Here is a 19,067-nt window from a genome sequence, read left to right as displayed (position 1 = left end):
CATTTGCAGTGAAAAATCTCTCTTTTGAATGGCTAGTGGGTCTGCGTTACACGCGCGCCGGACGTCGCAGTGGTCGTAATAGCTTCATTTCTTTCATTTCCATGATCTCTATGTTCGGTATCGCACTCGGTGTCGCCGCGCTGATTATTGTGCTGTCGGTGATGAACGGATTTCAGAAAGAAGTCCGCGACCGTATGTTATCGGTGCTGTCACATATTGAAGTATTTGACGCAGCCGGTTCTATGCCAGACTGGAAAAATACGGCACTGCAGGCGCAGAAAAATTCTTCTGTTGTCGCCAGTGCGCCTTACGTTGATGGGCAGGCGATGATTATCCGCGACGATGTGATGCGCGGCGTGATTCTGCGTGGCGTATTGCCAGATCAGGAGCCTAAAGTGTCGGAAGTGGCGACAAAAATCAAAGTTGGAAGATGGGAAGACCTGAGACCGGGAGAGTTCAATATTATTCTGGGTACGGCGCTGGCGAGCAGTTTGCATGTCAGAGTCGGCGACAAAGTGACACTGGCGGCACCCGAAGGGCAGATGACGCCTGCAGGCATGGTGCCGCGTCTGAAAGCATTTAATGTGGTCGGCATTTTTGATGCCGGACATTATGAATTCGATTCTGGCATGGGATTTATGCAGATCGAAGATGCGCAAAAATTTTTCCGCCTGTCTGCACCTTCTGGCTTGCGTCTGCGTATCAAGGATATGTTAAAAGCGCCGCAGGTTGCGTTGGAATTGTCGCAAACCTTGACCGGTGATTTGCTGATCCGCGATTGGTCGCAACAAAACCGTAACTATTTTTCCGCCGTCAAAACAGAAAAGACGATGATGTTCATTATTCTGGCGCTGATTGTGGCGGTTGCCGCGTTTAATCTGGTGTCCACGCTGGTCATGACTGTCACCGATAAGCAGGCGGATATTGCGATTCTTCGTACACTTGGTGCTTCGCCAGGTTCCATCATGAAAATATTCATGATACAAGGTGGCATCGTTGGTCTGATCGGCACCGGTTTAGGCGTCGCGCTCGGCGTTCTGGTGGCGTTGAATATTGATGTGATTGTGCCCGCGATCGAACATCTGTTAGGCGTCAATTTCCTGCCGAAAGATCTGTATTTCATCAGTGCCTTGCCATCGGATCTGCGTTGGGCAGACGTCTGGCAAATCAGCAGCATGGCGGTTGTATTGGCATTTGCCGCAACTATTTATCCCAGCTGGCGAGCAGCCTGCGTTAAACCGGCGGAGGCCTTGCGTTATGAGTAATTTCACAGAAAAAGCAATTTTAAGTTGTACCCAGCTTGGCAAAACCTTCAATGAAGGCGCGGAAGCGGTCAAGGTGTTGCAGGGAATTGATCTGACAGTCAATGCCGGAGAGCGCGTCGCAATTATCGGTGCATCTGGCTCAGGTAAATCGACGTTGTTGCATTTGTTAGGTGGCCTTGATACGCCGACGACAGGTCAGGTTCGTCTTCTGGGTGAAGATCTCGCAAACTTAAGCGAGTCTGTGCGTGGCGTGATGCGCAATCGTTCTTTGGGCTTTGTGTATCAGTTCCATCATTTATTGCCGGAATTTTCTGCGCTTGATAACGTCGCAATGCCCTTGCTGATTCGCCGTATTCCGCGTGCGGAGGCACATCAGCAGGCGCAGGCAATACTGGCCAAAGTCGGGCTGGAGCACAGAGTCACGCATGTGCCGGGTGAGTTATCTGGTGGCGAGCGACAACGGGTTGCTCTGGCACGTGCCTTGGTGACGCAGCCAGCATGTGTTCTGGCAGATGAACCAACGGGCAATCTCGACAGCGGCACTGCTCAACAGGTATTTGCACTGATGCTGGAATTATCCAGAACATTAGGTACCGCTTTTGTGATTGTGACCCATGATGCCGGGCTTGCCGGACGTTGCGATCGCGTGTTCCGTTTATCGGAACAGGGTCTGCTACAGCAATAAGGTTGCTGAGTCTATGAAGCGGACGGCGACGCAGTTCAATAGCAAGTACAAAAAAACGGGTGTAGCTTGTCTGTTTGTGCTGAGCTCATGGCCTGCGTTCGCGACCACGGAACTGGTGCTGCAATTAGAAACTTCACTGTCCCGGGATACTAATCCATTCCGCTTTTATGACGATCAGGTCGGGGGCGGGCGTAAGCAGGAACAGATACAACGTCTGACCGAGACTGTGAATGCAAGCGATATCCGCGCCGGCGCCATCATACCTTTGCTGTCTGATCAGACGCGCCTGACTCTCAGCGGCTCTCTCGGAAATCGCCATTACAAGGAATATCGTCAGCTTGACCATCAACCAGGCGCAGCGGACGCTGCTTTCGATTGGCAGGCAGGTAAATCCGTCAGTGGCAGGGTATATGCCGGTAAAGATAAACGTTTGTTTGAGTACATTAATGGTAGCCTGACGGAGCGGGATATCGCGCATTCGCGCCGTGCCGGAGCAGACGTCAGAATAAAACCAGATGACGACTGGATGCTTAGTGCGAGCCTGTTTCGGAATGCGCTGAACTACGATCTGGACCTGAACCAGTTATATAACTTTGACGAACGCGGTCAGCAGCTAGGTTTGCGTTATATGTCGCCAACGGGTTCCAGTATCGAGGCGGGGACGCGTTTATCTGAGACCCGTTTTGCCGACAGAACGCCAGAGCAAGTGCGGGATCTGGATAAAAAATACAAAGAAACGGAGCTGTATCTGGATGGTGAGTGGCGCTATAGCATCAAGACCATCACCAGCGCCCATCTGGGGCTGATACGTCGCCGCTATGATGTGTTGCACGAACGTGATACCCGTTTATTTAACGCGATCTGGCGTGGTACTTATCATTACTCAACAATGTTAAGGCTGGATTTGCAGCTATTCGACAGACCATTTACGATCGTTGACCCCTCCATTCTGTATGTGGTCAGTAAAGGTGCACGCGTTGACGCGTTGTGGAAGTGGTCGGATAAAACTAACGTCAATTTTTCAGCCTTGCTGCAGAATAGTGATCAGGAGCTGATTCCCAGATTAGTCAGACCCGACAATAATTCTTCCCGCAAAGAGAAATTACAACGCATCGGTGTTGGTGCGAGTTACCAGTTCGAACGTGGTTTCCGGCTTTTATTCGACAGCTTTTACGAAAAAACAGATAGGGTTGCTGACGATATCAAACTCAGGCAAGGGGTCGTCCGTCTTGGCATAGAATATACGTTTGAGAATCTTCCCGGCAGCGCTGCACGATTAGGTTTGCAGCGCTATCAACAATCTTTAAGTGCCACAGAGCCGATACGCGAATGATGTCCTTGTACAAAAAAGCCAGCCGCTTTGCCGCACGCCATCTCGCAGGGCGATGGATTAATTTGCGCAAACAACAAGGTGTCGTCAGTTTTTCATTTGACGATGTGCCGGCCAGCGCTTGTCATACTGGCGCAGAAATTCTCGAGCGCTATCAGGCGCGTGGCAGTTTTTACGTTTGTGGCAAATTAACTGACGGTACAGAGCAGGGGCAGACCTGCCACAGCGTGAAAGATTTGCAGAAGCTCATTGCAGATGGCCATGAAATTGGCTGCCACACTTTTTCCCACATGAACTGCGCCAACAATGGTCTTTCTGCTCTGCGTCGGGATTGGCAGAGCAATCAGGCGTTTTTTGAGATGCATCAATTGCCGAATAGGGGATTTGCATTCCCGTTTGGCGCCTACGATTTGCCCAGCAAAATAGCCGCTTCGGAACGATTCTTGTACAACCGCATCACCGGTGGTGGCACACACATAGGAAAAGCGGATTTATCCGCCTTGCGTGCACAAGCCTTGTATGCGGATAAGACTGATGCTGATACGGTATTACAACTGATTCAGCAAACTGCAAATGAAGGCGGCTGGCTGATTTTTTATTCTCATGAGGTCAGGAATGAGCCTGGTCCGTGGGGCACAACGCCGGAACAACTGGAAATGGCATTGCGGATAGCAAGCCAGTCCTCTTGCCGCATTCTGACCGTCGAAAAAGCGATCGCTTTTTTCCAATCCTGAATTTCCATTGCGGTTTCCTGACTTCATGTCATGCTGCTGCGCTGTCTCTGACCACAGTCACAGATTAACTGGTCAGGCTTATTCATTGTTGCTGAATTTACAGATGCTTACTTATTTTGCAATCTTGTCAGTTACAATCTCACACTTCCTTTTCGCCTTTTTTAACGAGCAACTTTATGAGTAAACACAGTCAGTTCGCGCTGCTTACCCAACGACGTTTTGCCCCATTTTTTTGGACGCAATTCTTTGGTGCATTTAATGATAATTTTTTCAAAATAGCGCTGTTGACCATATTGACTTATGACGCGTTGAATTGGGCGAACATGGATGTCGATTTGCTGAACAATCTCATTCCGGGCTTATTCATTTTGCCGTTTGTTCTGTTTTCTGCGACATCGGGGCAGTTTGCCGATAAATTCGAAAAAGGCGGCATGGCGCGGAAAATTAAGCTGCTGGAAATTATTATTATGCTGATCGCTGCATTCGGCTGGATGAGCCATAACCTGTGGGTGCTGATCGCTGCTGTGGCTGGTATGGGAATACATTCAACCTTGTTTGGCCCCGTGAAATATGCGTATTTACCGCAGCATTTGCAAACAGACGAGTTGGTCGGCGGTAACGGCCTGATAGAAATGGGAACGTTTGTTGGTATTTTGCTGGGAGAGATTCTGGGCGCAATGCTGGTTACCCATAAACCATGGGGAGTAGAACTGGTTGCTGCTGGTGCGGTCATTGTTGCGGTGATTGGTTACCTGACGAGTCGCAGAATTCCATATTCACCTGCACCGGAACCGGAATTGAAGATTAACTGGAATGCCGCCACGGAAACGGTGCGCAATATCAGTTTCAGCAAACAGAACCGGCCTGTGTTTCTTTCCTTACTGGGAAATTCCTGGTTCTGGTTTTACGGCGCCATATTGCTGGCGCAATTTCCTTCGTATGCCAAAAATTATCTGCATGGCGACCATAGTGTTTTCGTGCTGTTACTGACCTTTTTTTCGTTTGGGATAGGCGCTGGTTCCTTGCTATGCGAAAAACTGTCCGGTCATAAAGTTGAAATTGGTCTGGTGCCGTTTGGCTCTATCGGTTTATCGGTGTTTGGCTTCGATTTGTATTTATCCAGCGTTGCTTATATCAATACTTCCGGTGTTGATTTTTTGCAGTTTTTAGAACAGACAGGCAGTTTGCGCATCTTGTTTGACATCGTCATGATCGGTGTCTTTGGCGGCTTTTATATCGTTCCTTTGTTTGCCTTAATTCAGACACGTTGCGACCCGAAACATCTGTCGCGGACTATTGCTGGTATGAATATTCTGAATGCGCTGTTCATGGTCGTTGCGTCCCTGTCGGCCATGCTGATGTTGAAGAATGGCTTTACGATTCCACAGATTTTCATGGCGACCGCGATTCTGAATGCGATAGTCGCTATTTATATATTCAGTCTGGTGCCTGAGTTCCTGATGCGTTTTGTGGCATGGTTGCTGATTCAGACTGTGCACAGGGTCAAAACCGTCAATACAGATAGGATTCCACTCGAAGGTGGCGCGGTGCTGGTCTGTAATCACGTGTCTTATATGGATGCGATTGTGATCGGGGCATCCAGTCCGCGTCCGATTCGTTTTGTGATGGATCACAGAATTTTTAAAATTCCGTTTTTGTCCTGGATATTCCGTACGGCGAAAGCGATTCCGATTGCGCCGGCCAAAGAAGACCCGTGGCTGATGGAAAAGTCCTATATCGATATCGCTCAGACATTGCATGAAGGGGAGTTAGTTTGTATTTTCCCTGAGGGCAAGCTGACGCATACGGGCGACATGAATGAGTTCAAAGGCGGAATTATGAAAATTCTGGAGCGCTCGCCGGTACCGGTTTATCCGATGGCGTTACGAGGATTATGGGGGAGCTTTTTTACGCGCGACAAAGGCAATCCTTTTGAGCGTGCATTCCGGCGCGGGCCTTTTTCAAAACTGGAATTAGTGGTTGGTGAAGAAATGGCGGCGTCAGAAGTAACGCCGTTGGTGCTGCAAGCAAAAGTAAAACAATTGCGTGGCGACTGGAGATAAAAAGATGGCTAGCCTGATCAAATCAATATGCGCGTTTGCCACTTTGCTCGCCATCGGCAATCTGCCGGTTGCTGAAGCAGCAACGATAACGCGTTTTACGCCGCAAGGTGAGATTGCTCAGATCCGGCAAGTCAGAGCAACTTTCTCAGAAGCCGCCGTAGCATTCGGCGACCCGAAAGCCGGGGAGCCATTTAACATCAAATGCAGTGGCGATGCCGCCAGCGGCAGTGGTCGGTGGGCTGATGAGCGTAACTGGGTTTATGATTTTACTCAGGATTTGCCGGTCGGTAGCCAGTGTTCATTTACGCTGAAAACTGAGTTTAAAACGAAGTCGGGGGCGGTGCTGACAGGCAAAACCGGTTTTCAATTCAATACCGGTGGGCCGGCAGTGGTACGCACCAATCCTTATGCACAATCGGATATTGAAGAAGAACAGATTTTCATCCTTCATCAGTCTGGCGCGGCCACTGAGGCTAGCCTGCGCCAGCATGTGTACTGCGAAATAGAGGGCATACACGAGCGGGTTCCGGTTAAATTCGTGACTGGCGAGACACGCAATCTGCTGCTCAAAGAGTTTGCCCAGAAAGCGGATGCCAATAAAATTTCGACTATTCAATGCCAGCAAAAATTTCCCGCTGAAGCCGGAGTGAAAATTGTCTGGGATAAGGGAATCGTCAGCACCAGCGGCATCGTCTCTACGCGTGCACAAAGCTTCCAGTTTAAAGTGCGCCCTGCGTTCACCGCGAGTGTTTCTTGTGAGCGTGAAAATGCCAACGCTGCGTGCACACCGATTTTGCCGATAAGAATGAATTTCAGCGCAGGCATACAGCGCAAGTTTGCTGAAAAAATCCTGCTAAAAAGTGCCAAAGGATCTGTAAAACCTGAATTACCCAAAGAGAATGGTGAGGATCTGATCACCTATCTCAGTTTTAAACCACCTTTTGCTGAAAAATCTGAGCTGAGTATTGAGTTGCCTTCCGGTCTCAAGGACGATAGCGGTCGCAGTTTGTCAAATGCGGCACAGTTTCCATTCAAGCTGATGACCGCTGACTTCCCCCCGCTGGCGAAATTCCCGGCGGCGCCGTTCGGCATCATTGAACTCAATGCCGACGCGACCTTGCCCGTCACCCTGAGAAACGTCGAAGCGTCATTAGTGGCACGTTCGGCGAATGGAAAAGTCGCCCCAGGTCAACTGGCAAATCTGAAAGTCGATGAAGATACCGCCATTATTGAATGGTTGAGTAAGCTGAATCGTTATCATGAGTCGACGATTAGTAAGAACAATCAATTGATAGAAACCCGCAGCATAGGATTGTTGAGTAAAGAAGCAAAAGCAAGCAAGTTGGAATTGCCGGCAACAAATACAGATAGTGTCCGGCCATTTGAAATTGTTGGCATTCCATTTAAAGCGCCGGGTTTTTATGTACTTGAACTTGAGTCGCAAAGACTAGGTGCCGCTCTGCTCGGTAAACCTGCACCGATGTTTGTGCGCACCAGTGCGTTGGTGACGAATCTGTCAGTACATCTGAAATCCGGTAGGGAAAATGCTGCGGTCTGGGTCACACGGCTGGATAACGGCAAGCCAGTGGCGAATGCCGATATACAGATTTCCGATTGCTTTGGTCGTTCCATCTGGAAAGGGCGATCCGATGTCAATGGCATAGCGATGCTGGCAAAGCCACTCAGCGGCTGTCAGAGCAATGAAGCGAGTGCTGAAGGTAAACGTGGCGAGTCAAAAATTAATGGCTATTTTGTGAGCGCGCGTAAGACGGATGAAAAAGGCCGTGCTGATATGGCCTTCGCATTATCGTCATGGAATAACGGTATCGAATCGTATCGCTTCAATCTGCCGACCGAGTTTAATACAAGCGCCTCGGTGAAAGCACACACGGTATTGGATCGCAGTTTATTCCGGGCCGGTGAAACGGTGTCCATGAAGCATTTGATTCGTGCCGAGACGATGCATGGTCTGGCTTTGGTCAAAACAGAACAATTGCCAAATCGTTTGCGTATTGTGCATCAGGGAAGTAATCAGGAATTTCAGTTCCCCGTGGTTTGGAGAGGCCGCAATGCGGCTGAGAATACCTTCACAATTCCTGTGCAGGCAAAATTAGGTCGCTATGACATTATCCTTGATAAAGGGAACGTGAAACTGGCGACGACCAATGATGAAGGTGGTAACGAGGATTACCGATATAGTGATCAGACTTATTACACCGGTGGTTTCCGTGTCGAAGAGTTCCGCTTGCCACTGTTGCAAGGACGCGTGATTCCGCCAAAAGGCCCGCACCTCACGCCGAAAGAGTTGCCGCTGGGTCTGCAATTGAATTATCTGAACGGTGGCGGCGCATCAGGCTTATCGGTACAAGTGACCAGCCTGTTACGTAACCGTATGCTGCACTTCCCAGATTATGAGCAGTTCTCTTTTTACACCAATGACGGTAACGAAGACGAACAAAAAATCGTTGCGAACAAGCTTCCTGTCACGCTGGATAAAAACGGCAGCGGCAAAACAGTATTGAACTCTTTGCCAGAGATACGGCGTCCGCAAGAGTTACTTACTGAAATGACCTATGCCGATCCGAATGGCGAAATACAGACGATCAGTAGCGTGATTCCGGTGTGGCCAGCGGCTGTCGTCGCAGGAATCAAGAATGAAGACTGGGTATCGGTAAAAAACAAAACCCGTTTTACTGCGATTGCACTTGATACCAATGGCAAGCCCATGTCTGACGTTCCGTTAGTCATTACAGGTATTGCGAGACACAATGATTCACATCGGCGTCGTATTGTCGGTGGTTTTTATGCGTATGAAAATGCAGAATCGAGCAAGGAATTAGGTCAGCTTTGTAAAGGCAAGTCTGACGCACGCGGCTTACTGATCTGCGAAGTTGAGATGACAGAATCCGGCAATATCGAATTGCAGGTCAAAGCTTCTGATAATCAAGGGCGGAGTTCTTATGCAAAAACCTCGCTCTGGGTCACTGGCAAAGGTGAGGTCTGGTTTGATGGTGAGAATCAGGATCGCATGGATGTTTTGCCGGAGAAAAAACAGTATAAGGCTGGCGATGTCGCGAGCTTTCAGGTGCGCATGCCTTTCCGCTCTGCGACAGCATTGGTTGCGATCGAACGCGAAGGCGTGATCGACACCATGGTGGTGGAATTGAATGGCCGGGATCCGACAATACGGGTACCGATCAAAGCCAGTTATGGCCCGAACGTGTATGTGTCCGTGCTGGCAGTGCGGGGGCGTATGCGTGAAGTGCCGTGGTATTCCTTCTTCAGTTGGGGGTGGAAAGAACCTCTCAATTGGTGGAGTGAATTCCGTGAGTATCAGGCACCCGGTGCGACGGTTGATCTGGCGAAACCCGCGTATAAATATGGCATTGCGGAAATTAATGTCGGTATCGCTGCGCAGCAACTCGCAGTAACAGTCAGCAGCGACAAGCCAGCGTATCCTATCCGCGCCACGTCTAAGGTCAGCATACAAGTCAGACTACCTGACGGTAAGCCTGCGGCTGGTGGTGAAGTCGCCATCGCTGCGGTTGATGAGGCATTACTGGAACTGCAGCCGAATGACAGCTGGAATGTATTGGCGGCGCTGTTGCAACGCCGCAGTTATGGTGTGGAAACTGCCACTGCGCAGATGCAGGTAATAGGTAAACGCCACTATGGCCGCAAAGCAGTGGCCGCTGGCGGCGGCGGGGGGAAATCTCCGACCAGAGAGTTGCTTGATACGCTGTTGCTCTGGAAGCCTGCAGTACAGCTTGATGCCAATGGTCGGGCGCAGATTGATGTGCCACTCAACGATGCCTTAACCAGTTTCCGGATTGTGGCTGTCGCGCAAAGTGGTGATGGCTTGTTTGGTACCGGAACGACAAGCATCAAGGCAACGCAGGATCTGCAAATCGTCTCAGGATTGCCGCCGCTGGTACGTGAAGGTGATCATTACAATGCAATGCTGACCGTGCGTAACACGACAAGCCGTGCGATGAAAGTGATGCTGCAAGGGAAAACCAATGGTGCCGCAGCATTATTGCCAGCACAAGAATTACAGATACCGGCAGGCGAGGCACGTGAAGCAAACTGGATGATAGAAGTGCCGCTGCTTGGTTCCGATGTGCAAAGTCAGCAATTGCAGTGGGAATTCAGTGCGCAGGAGCAGGGGGCAACTAATCAGGGGGCGAAAGATGGTTTAAAGTTCGTACAAAAACTGATTCCTGCGACTCCGGTAACAGTACAACAAGCGACGCTGATTCAGCTTGATAAGCCTTTGACTTTACCGGTGGTCAAACCCGCAGACGGTTTGCCCGGCCGGGGCGGTATCGCAGTTTCTTTCCTGCCCAGCCTGATCAGTGGTAGCGATGGTTTGCGCCGGTATTTTGAAAACTATCCGTACATCTGCCTGGAGCAAAAAACATCAAGAGCCATTGGTTTGCGTGATGCAGGAATGTGGCAGAAAGTCGTCAATGAATTGCCTACTTATCTTGATGCCGATGGTCTGGCGTATTACTACCCCCCAGCGGACAGTGGACAAAGGCTGGGCAGCGATACGCTGACTGCCTACCTTTTGTCGGCAACGCAGGAAGCAGGCTATGCGATACCTGAATCCCTCAGAGATAAGATGCTGCAAGGCTTGCAAGCTTTTGTAGAGGGTAAGATCACCCGTGATTTTTGGTCGCCGCGCAAGGATTTAGATGTACGTAAACTGGCGGCGCTGGAAGCCTTATCCCGTTATAACTTGGTCCAACCAAGAATGCTGGGTTCGGTGCAAATCACGCCAAACCAATGGCCAACTGGTGCGGTGTTGGATTGGTATCTGATACTGCAAAGAAGCAGCACATTGCCACAACGGACTGTGGCAATGAAAGAAGCAGAACAGATCTTAAGCAGCCGGCTCAACTATCAGGGCACGCGCATGGGGTTTTCCAATGAGCGCGATGATTACTGGTGGTGGCTGATGGGGAATAGCGACGTCAATGCAAATCGTTTATTGCTGGCGATGATAGATAATCCGGCCTGGCGCGATGATTTGCCTAAGATACTCAATGGCACATTGCAACGGCAGGTGCATGGGCATTGGATGACGACAACGGCGAATGTATGGGGATTGCTCGCGTTAGAAAAATTTTCGAAAAAATTTGAAGCTGAAAAAGTCAGTGGTTCCAGCCGTATCAGTTTGCAGCAAGCGGCAAATCCGGCATTGAATTCGCAAACTTTTAACTGGCCAGCGAATGGCGGGGGTAAGTTGCTGTTGTCGTGGCCGCAAACAACTTCTGCTGATACGAACCTGAAAGCGGCGCATGATGGCAAGGGCAAGCCGTGGTTGCAGTTTCAAAGTCTGGCAGCCGTGCCATTGAGAACAGCGTTTTCCAGCGGTTACAGGATCACGAAAACGGTGACGCCTGTGGAACAAAAACAAGCCGGAAAATATCAGCGGGGTGATATCTTGCGCGTCAACATTGATATTGATGCGCAAACGGATATGACGTGGGTGGTGGCAACCGATCCTATCCCCGCTGGCGCGACCTTGTTGGGCTCAGGTCTGGGGCGCGATTCTGCGATTGCGACTGCTACTGAGCGCAGCTCTGGACAGGCATGGCTGGCATATGAAGAGCGTAGTTTTGACAGCTTCAGAAGTTACTATCAGTTTGTTCCTAAAGGTAAATTCAGTATGTCTTACATGGTCAGACTGAATAATGCAGGTGAATTTCATCTGCCATCGACCCGAGTTGAAGCCATGTACGCACCGGAAATGTTTGGTGAGTCGCCAAATGCCTTGATGATAGTGAAGTGAAACGGTTTTTATCTTTATCCCGACTGACGCAATTGTTCTCCGGCAGCGTTAAAGTGCCTGATTTTGCAGGAAATATTTTGCGTCAGTTCGTTTATTGGCTGAGTGCATTGCTGTTGTTATGCAGTGGCAATGTTTATGCGGTGGTCAGCTATCAGGATGTCAAAGCGCGGTATTTATCCTCAGATGCCGCGTTGCTCGACAGGCATGGCATTATTCTTCAGCAGATGCGGGTGGATGCCAGAGAGCGCAAACTGGCATGGGTCAGCCTGGAAGATATTTCTCCTGCACTCAGAAGCGCACTGATCGCATCCGAAGACAAACGTTTTTATCAGCATTCCGGCGTTGACTGGAATGCGGTAGCCGCATCCGCCTGGGGGAACTTATGGAATACGAAAACACGCGGCGCGTCTACCATCACGATGCAACTGGCTGGTTTGCTGGAAGAAGATTTACGGCGTCGCTCATCCGCCCGCAGCACCTCGCAGAAAATTTCTCAGGCGATTGTTGCGCAATGGCTGGAGCGTCAGTGGCGTAAAGATCAGATTCTGGAAGCTTATCTGAATCTGGTGCCGTTTCGCGGCGAAATCGTTGGTGCGCATGCACTCGCAAGAGTGATGTTCGGCAAGCATCCTAGTGGCATGGATCAGATTGAAGCAGCCATTGCCGTCGCGCTGATACGTGGCCCGAACGCCAGTGTCAGCAAGGTCAGTGAACGGGCTTGCCATATCCTGCGCGAGCAAAAACACCCTGAATTTTGTGTCAATCTGGAAGGACAGACTGCGCTGGCTTTTTCTCATCTGAGCAGTAAATCAGGTGTGGCAACCAACAGCATGTACACAACAACCCAGAACGGATTAAATCTCGCGCCGCATTTTGCCCGCAGAGTCCTGACGGCGGATGCACGTCGCGTCACATCGACGCTGGATGCCCGTTTGCAGGCATATGCGAAAGACAGTCTGACTCGCCAGTTATCGGCCTTAGTCGATCGGAATGTTGAGGACGGCGCTATCCTTGTTCTGGATAACGCCAGCGGTGATGTTCTGGCATGGGTAGGTTCCAGCGGCAGCTTATCCGATGCTGCCCATGTGGATGGCGTTGTCGCACTGCGCCAGGCAGGCTCTACCCTGAAACCATTTTTGTATGAGCTGGGCTTGGAAAAACGCCTGATCACAGCGGCCTCTGTCATTGATGATACGCCGGTCAATCTGACGACAAGCAACGGCTTATATATTCCGCAGAATTACGATAAGCACTTTAAGGGCATGGTCAGTGCGCGGACGGCATTGGCGTCGTCACTGAATATTCCTGCCGTCAGGATGTTGATCAGCATTCAACCGGAAGTGTTTTTCAGACGTTTGCAAGCGCTGGGGTTGCAACTGCGTGAATCGGGCGATTATTACGGCTACAGCCTCGCCTTAGGTAGCGCGGATGTCAGTTTGCTGAGTTTGACGAATGCTTATCGTAGTCTGGCGAATCAGGGAAGTTTTAGTGCTCCTCGATACAGAAATACAGACCCACGCCCATCGTCAGTGAGAGTGATGGATACAGCCGCATCCTATATTGTGAACGACATATTGAGTGACAGAGCGGCGCGAGCCATGACTTTCGGATTAGAAAACGCGTTGGCGACACGGGTGTGGAGTGCCGTCAAAACCGGTACGTCGAAAGATATGCGTGATAACTGGTGCATAGGATTTTCTGAGCGTTACACCGTGGGGGTTTGGGTGGGGAATGCTTCCGGTGCGCCTATGTGGGACGTTTCCGGTGTGACCGGTGCGGCACCGGTCTGGCAGGAAATCATGCACTATCTGCACAAAGATAGTCAGCCGATCAGGGCAGGGAAACGCCTATTGCCCGATGGTGTTGAGCAACGTCACATCAGTTTTTCCGACGAGATTGAAGCCGCCAGAAATGAGTTGTTTTTAAAAGGAACAGCGCAGGACAAGATTGTGCGTGCGCATTCAGATCAGATACAGAAAAAAATAACCTATCCTAAGTCAGGAATGATCGTGGCTGTCGATCCGGATATTCCGCCGGAACGGCAGCGCATGCGCTTTGTCTCTGCCGGCGATGGACATGTTCTTGTTTTGGATGGGCAACGTTTAAAAACAATGACTGTCATCAGTTCGCAGCAAGAGAAAACTTTAAGGTATGACTGGTTCCCCATCCCCGGCAAGCATGTGCTGAGTTTGCTGACGCCTCAGGGATTGTTGCTGGATCAGGTCAGCTTTGAAGTGCGCGGAGCAACGCTGGTCTCAAATAAAAAAACGGGCCAACGCTAGTTGACCCGTTCATCTTTGTTAATGCGCACCACCTGCATCAACCGGTGCCGACGATTTTTTCGGCTTGGTCAACCAGACCAGCGCGATCAGGCCGAGAAACATAAACGCTGACAGATAAAAAATATCTGTTGCGGCCATGGTGCTGGCTTGTACGCTGATGGTTCTGTCCAGAACCGCATACGCAGCGTGGTCAGACATTCCTTGCTGCGTCAGGCCTTGCATACTCTGCACGAATACCGGTGAAGCGTAGCCAGTGCTTTCAGTGATATGCGCGTGATGCATCGTGCTGCGGCTGTCCCACATGGTCGTCATGATTGATGCTCCCATGCCGCCGCACATAATCCGGACAAAGTTGGACAGGCCGGATGCTGCAGGAATTTTTTCCGGTGGCTGACCGGATAAGATGATCGATGTCAGTGGAATAAAGAACATCGACATTGCCGCCCCCTGAATCAGCGTTGGAATCATCAGCGACATCGTATCGACTTCCGTGTTGAAGCGAGCTCTGAGGAAAAAAACCAATGCAAATCCCAAAAATGCGAGCGATGCAACCCGGCGTGCGTCCACCTTCGGTAAAATTTTCCCGATGATAGGTGACAATAAAATCGCAAAAATACCAACCGGTGCCATGACTTTTCCTGCTTCAGTCGCGGTGTACGATAACTGGGTTTGCAACCACAGCGGCATAATAACGAGACTGCCGAAAAACAGGCCATAGCCAACAGAAATAGCAACGACACCCGCGGAAAAATTTCGTCCTTTGAACAAAGATAAATCAACGACGGGATGGTCTTGCCCTTTTTCCCAGATGATGAAGTAAATCAGTCCAACGGCGGCAATCACGGTCAGTAAAATGATTTCACCAGAATTGAACCAATCAAGTTCCTTGCCTTTATCCAGCATCAGTTGCAAAGCGCCGACCCAGATCACCAGCAGAAACAGACCAACCTTATCAATCGGCAACGCCCTGATGGTTGATTCTCTCTTATGGTAAATCGACCATGTCGCCCAAGCAGTAAATAGCCCGACTGGAATGTTGATATAGAAAATCCATGGCCAGGTGTAATTATCTGAAATCCAGCCACCAAGCAGAGGCCCCATAATCGGTGCAACCAGCGTCGTCATGCCCCATAGCGCAAGCGCCATTGAACTCTTGGCCGGGGTGTAACTCGATAACAGCAAGGATTGGGACAGTGGAATCATCGGGCCAGCAACCGCACCTTGCAAAATACGCGCCGCGATCAGTGTCTCGATATTCGGTGCGATACCGCACAGCCAGGACGACAACACGAATAATAATATCGATGTCATGAACAATCTGACTTGCCCGAACTGTGTGGTCAGCCAGCCCGTTAACGGAACCGAGATCGCATTGGCGACGGCAAACGAGGTGATCACCCAAGTGCCTTGTTGCGGTGATACGCCAAGGTTGCCTGAAATGGCCGGAATCGACACGTTGGCAATCGACGAATCAAGTACATTCATGAACACCGCCAGCGACAGGGCAAGTGTTCCCATTGCCAACTGTGCACCTTTCAGCGGCGGATGCGCTGCATGAGCAGCGCGGGATGCAGTACTCATTACTTTGCCTTGGCGTTAGCCGTATTTGCTGTGGATAAATTAGCGTTGATAATCGAAGCGATGCGTTGCTCAACATCTTTGCCGTTTTGTTCAAATACGCTGGTCTGATAAGCAGGTGTGGTGCGGGCTGCCGCATTTGCCGTGACCGGTGCTCCTTGTTGCTGAGAGATATTGACCTGTACCTGCATGGAAACCCCGATGCGCAACGGATGTGCTTCCAATTCTTTCGGGTCAAGAGAGATACGCACGGGAACACGCTGCACCACTTTAATCCAGTTGCCACTGGCGTTTTGTGCCGGCAGTAATGCAAACGCAGAGCCGGTACCCGCAGACAGCCCAATGACTTTTCCGTGATATTCGACGTCGCTGCCATACAGATCTGAATGCAAAGTCACATCCTGGCCTATGCGCATATGGGCTAACTGTACTTCTTTAAAGTTGGCATCGACCCACAGTGAATTCAAAGGAACGATAGACAATAACGGCGCTCCTGCATTGACACGCTGTCCGATTTGTACTGCGCGCTTCGCAATATAGCCGCTGACCGGGGCGGGTAAGGAGGCGCGGTTATATGCCAACATTGCTTCACGTACTTTAGTGGCAGCACGCAGCACATTCGGGTGCTGCGTGACGGTCGTATTTTCGGTCAGTGCACGGTTAGAGCTTAACTGTTCGCGCGTAGCCAGCAACGCAGCCTCAGCTGTTTTCAGCGCATTTTTAGCATGTTCCAGTTCTTCGGTGGAAATTGCACCGGAGCTGAGTAAAGTCTGGCGGCGCGCCAGATCGGATTTTGCCCGTTCAACATCCGTGCTGCGTACGTCGATATTCGCTTGCAGGCTGGCATTGTTAGCAAACAGCACCTTCACTTCACGCACAGTCTGTGCCAGTTGCGCTTCAGCTTGATCCAACGCGACTTTGGCGTCTGTCTTGTCGAGTTCAATCAAAGGTTTTCCAGCTTGCACCAGTTCGGTATCGTCAGCATGAATCGCAACGACAGTGCCGGCAATCTGCGGTGTCACCTGAATGACGTTACCTGCTGCATACGCATCTTCTGTATGTTCAAAATTACGTGCAACCAATGCCCACCATGCTCCGTACGCAATTGCGGCGATCGCAATAACGGCGGTAACAACGAGCAGGCGGCCGCGGCGCTTGCTTTTGTCCGGTGCAGCTTCGATTGCAGGCGCGGTAGGGGGATTCGTGTTTTGTGCTGGAGCGTTCATTGCGCTGCCTCCGGTTTGTTAGGTGCTGTGAAATTGTTGGATGTTGAATTCGCCGATGCGATGCTTTCGGCCTTGCTGTCATAGCCACCGCCGAGTGCTTTGATCAGATTAATCTGACTGTCCGTATGGCGAATAGCGATGTCCAGTGATAATTTTTGCTGCACGAGCAGCGTCGTTTCTGCCGCTAATACAGGGAGCATGTTTGCGGTGCCTGCTTTTTGTCGTTGCTGTGCGAGTTGCAAGGCCGTTTTGGCTGCTTGTTCTGCGATGACCTGCTGTTTCGCTTGCGCTTCGCTGGTTTGCAAGGTCTGCAATTGATCTGCAACCTCATGCAATGCATCTGTCAGACTCTGATTGTAAGTGGCAACAGCGACGTCGTAGCCTGCGACTTTATTCTTCAATTGCGCGCGCAGACGACCACCCTCAAAAATCGGCAGGCGTATTGTCGGCCCTACGCCGACGATACTGCTGCCACTCTTGATAAAATTATCCAGACCCAGGCTGGATAAACCGGCAAATCCGACGATGTTGATGTTGGGGTAAAACTGATTTTTCGCCAGATCAATCTCGCTCTGACCAGCTTCAACCCGCCAGCGCGCCGCAACGATATCCGGTCTTCTTGAAATTAATTCCAGTGGCAGATTGGCGGGAGCTGTAATCGCCATATTTGTCTGCAAACGAGGAGCAGGAATTTGCTGCCCGCGTTCTGGTCCCGCACCTAGCAATGCAGCCAGTTGGTTGCGCGTTAAGGCGATGGCTTCTTTCCAGCTGATGATATCGTTTTTGATACTGGAAATTTGCAACAAACTTTGTTGAATTTCAGATTTAGTTTCCAGTCCTGCTTTCAGCCTCTGTAACGTCAGCTGATCGATTTTTTCACGAACGGCAAGTTGTTGTTCGCTCAGCGCGAGTTGCTGATATTGGCGCGCCAGTTGCAACCAGCTACGGGCAATCGCACTACTCAATAGCAGCCGTGCGCTTTGTTTTTCTGCTTCAGCGACTTTTTCCTGCGAGACGGCAGTGCGTATTTCTGCGCTGTGTTTGCCCCAGAAATCAAGTTCATAGCTGGCATTCAGTGCCAGCTGATTATTGCTCTCGTAACTACCGGCCAGCGGTTTGGGAATCAGCCCGTGTTCGGTAAAACGTTGGTAAGTGCTGTCCAGACTTGCGTTAACCGAGGGAAGGGTGTTGGCACTGACCGCAGCACTGACTGCCCGTGCCGCATTGATACGCGCGCTCGCCGCCTGCAGAGATGGGTTGTTGTTTAAGCCTGCATCAATCAAGGACTGCAGTTCTTGACCGCCAATCGCAACACCCCAGTCACTGGCCGGCCACAGGCCTTGTTGTTGCGCAAATATGCCGGAATTTTCTTCGTTAGCTATCGACTTGAGTTGTGACTGACTTTGTATGCCGTCAAAGCTAACACATGCAGAAAGCAGTGCCAGCACTCCGGCAGCCATCGCATGATAAGCAATATGCTTGCTGTTCATCTTGTTTATCTCAGGAGGTTTCATTTGGTTTGTATGTTCACAGTTGGTATCGCTGCTAATGAATTTAATTGCCTGTGCAATGATTATTTTGACGACTCTAACAAAGGGCGATTTGCGAGTGCCTTGCGCAACAGACACTTCAAAAAGCCAAGTTCTTCTTCTGAAAATCCGGTAAAACCGATGTTAAGAACTTCTTTGTAAAGAGGCGGCAGTTGTGCGGCCATTTCTTGGCCACTCGCGGTCAGTTCCAGCTTGAAAAGGCGTTTATCTGCCGGGTCTTGCGTTCTGAGCAGAAAACCCTTGGACTCGAGTTTATCCAGCGTTCTTTTCATTGCAGCCGAATCGATGAATAAGTCACGCGACAGATCCGCCGCAGTATGGCATTTACCGAGACCCAGCATTAAAAAAACGCTGGCTTGTGAATGTGTGATACCACGCGAACGCAAAGCGCCATCAGCGGCACGGGATAACATCGTTCTGGTTCTCGCGATCAGGTAACCCACGCTGTCTTCTACATGGCTTGCATCAAACTGTAAGGAGGATTTTTCGTCAGTCATTTCATTAAATAATCATTGCTTAGGCAATAGTTTATCTCAGGTAAAAAATAATTGCTGGGC

At 50.4% G+C, this 19,067-nt stretch carries 11 protein-coding genes; 7 read left to right on the top strand and 4 right to left on the bottom strand.

Annotated features, from left to right (window positions below; all coding sequences use genetic code 11):
* The first annotated feature begins 8 nt into the window (after positions 1 to 8).
* The 7 genes from H8K38_RS03505 to pbpC all read left to right on the top strand — a co-directional run bounded on the left by H8K38_RS03505 (position 9) and on the right by pbpC (position 14,156).
* Positions 9 to 1,265: a lipoprotein-releasing ABC transporter permease subunit gene (locus H8K38_RS03505; RefSeq protein ID WP_186883430.1), complete on the top strand. Its 1,257-nt coding sequence runs from the start codon at positions 9 to 11 to the stop codon at positions 1,263 to 1,265.
* A complete protein-coding gene (gene lolD, locus H8K38_RS03500; RefSeq protein WP_186883429.1) occupies positions 1,258 to 1,950 on the top strand; it encodes a lipoprotein-releasing ABC transporter ATP-binding protein LolD in 693 nt (230 codons plus the stop codon). The genes H8K38_RS03505 and lolD overlap by 8 nt, the downstream gene beginning before the upstream one ends.
* Positions 1,951 to 1,963: 13 nt before the next feature.
* Complete coding sequence (locus tag H8K38_RS03495; RefSeq protein WP_186883428.1) at positions 1,964 to 3,283, top strand: hypothetical protein; 1,320 nt, start codon at positions 1,964 to 1,966, stop codon at positions 3,281 to 3,283.
* Positions 3,280 to 4,014: a polysaccharide deacetylase family protein gene (locus H8K38_RS03490; protein ID WP_186883427.1), complete on the top strand. Its 735-nt coding sequence runs from the start codon at positions 3,280 to 3,282 to the stop codon at positions 4,012 to 4,014. The genes H8K38_RS03495 and H8K38_RS03490 overlap by 4 nt, the downstream gene beginning before the upstream one ends.
* 176 nt (positions 4,015 to 4,190) lie before the next feature.
* On the top strand, positions 4,191 to 6,077 hold the full coding sequence (locus tag H8K38_RS03485) for an MFS transporter (RefSeq protein ID WP_186883426.1): 1,887 nt from the start codon (positions 4,191 to 4,193) through the stop codon (positions 6,075 to 6,077).
* A gap of 4 nt (positions 6,078 to 6,081) precedes the next feature.
* Complete coding sequence (locus H8K38_RS03480) at positions 6,082 to 11,874, top strand: alpha-2-macroglobulin (protein ID WP_186883425.1); 5,793 nt, start codon at positions 6,082 to 6,084, stop codon at positions 11,872 to 11,874.
* A 53-nt stretch (positions 11,875 to 11,927) separates the two neighbouring features.
* Positions 11,928 to 14,156, top strand: a complete 2,229-nt coding sequence (gene pbpC / locus H8K38_RS03475; RefSeq protein WP_370587060.1) for a penicillin-binding protein 1C — start codon at positions 11,928 to 11,930, stop codon at positions 14,154 to 14,156.
* Positions 14,157 to 14,174: 18 nt separating this feature from the next.
* On the opposite strand, the gene H8K38_RS03470 is transcribed toward pbpC, so the two are convergent.
* The 4 genes from H8K38_RS03470 to H8K38_RS03455 form a co-directional block, all read right to left on the bottom strand.
* Complete coding sequence (locus H8K38_RS03470) at positions 14,175 to 15,737, bottom strand: DHA2 family efflux MFS transporter permease subunit (RefSeq protein WP_186883424.1); 1,563 nt, start codon at positions 15,735 to 15,737, stop codon at positions 14,175 to 14,177.
* The gene (locus H8K38_RS03465; RefSeq protein WP_186883423.1) at positions 15,737 to 16,960 is read right to left on the bottom strand and encodes an HlyD family efflux transporter periplasmic adaptor subunit; all 1,224 of its coding nucleotides are present in this window, start codon (positions 16,958 to 16,960) and stop codon (positions 15,737 to 15,739) included. Before H8K38_RS03465 ends, H8K38_RS03470 begins: the two co-directional genes overlap by 1 nt.
* Positions 16,957 to 18,450: an efflux transporter outer membrane subunit gene (locus H8K38_RS03460; protein ID WP_255422814.1), complete on the bottom strand. Its 1,494-nt coding sequence runs from the start codon at positions 18,448 to 18,450 to the stop codon at positions 16,957 to 16,959. The genes H8K38_RS03465 and H8K38_RS03460 overlap by 4 nt, the downstream gene beginning before the upstream one ends.
* A gap of 83 nt (positions 18,451 to 18,533) precedes the next feature.
* Entirely contained in the window at positions 18,534 to 19,007 is a 474-nt protein-coding gene (locus H8K38_RS03455) for a MarR family winged helix-turn-helix transcriptional regulator (RefSeq protein ID WP_186883421.1), read from the bottom strand.
* Positions 19,008 to 19,067 lie beyond the last annotated feature (60 nt).

It is taken from the genome of Undibacterium sp. FT79W (assembly GCF_014284215.1).
Lineage (GTDB): Bacteria > Pseudomonadota > Gammaproteobacteria > Burkholderiales > Burkholderiaceae_D > Undibacterium > Undibacterium aquatile.
This window is presented reverse-complemented; position numbering and strand designations above follow the sequence as displayed.

Bases quoted from the DNA above. Each gene is read 5' to 3' on its own strand.
- lolD (WP_186883429.1), top strand. From the start codon at position 1,258: ATGAGTAATTTCACAGAAAAAGCAATTTTAAGTTGTACCCAGCTTGGC.
- H8K38_RS03495 (WP_186883428.1), top strand. From the start codon at position 1,964: ATGAAGCGGACGGCGACGCAGTTCAATAGCAAGTACAAAAAAACGGGT.
- H8K38_RS03490 (WP_186883427.1), top strand. From the start codon at position 3,280: ATGATGTCCTTGTACAAAAAAGCCAGCCGCTTTGCCGCACGCCATCTC.
- H8K38_RS03485 (WP_186883426.1), top strand. From the start codon at position 4,191: ATGAGTAAACACAGTCAGTTCGCGCTGCTTACCCAACGACGTTTTGCC.
- H8K38_RS03480 (WP_186883425.1), top strand. From the start codon at position 6,082: ATGGCTAGCCTGATCAAATCAATATGCGCGTTTGCCACTTTGCTCGCC.
- H8K38_RS03470 (WP_186883424.1), bottom strand. From the start codon at position 15,737: ATGAGTACTGCATCCCGCGCTGCTCATGCAGCGCATCCGCCGCTGAAA.
- H8K38_RS03465 (WP_186883423.1), bottom strand. From the start codon at position 16,960: ATGAACGCTCCAGCACAAAACACGAATCCCCCTACCGCGCCTGCAATC.
- H8K38_RS03460 (WP_255422814.1), bottom strand. From the start codon at position 18,450: ATGAACAGCAAGCATATTGCTTATCATGCGATGGCTGCCGGAGTGCTG.
- H8K38_RS03455 (WP_186883421.1), bottom strand. From the start codon at position 19,007: ATGACTGACGAAAAATCCTCCTTACAGTTTGATGCAAGCCATGTAGAA.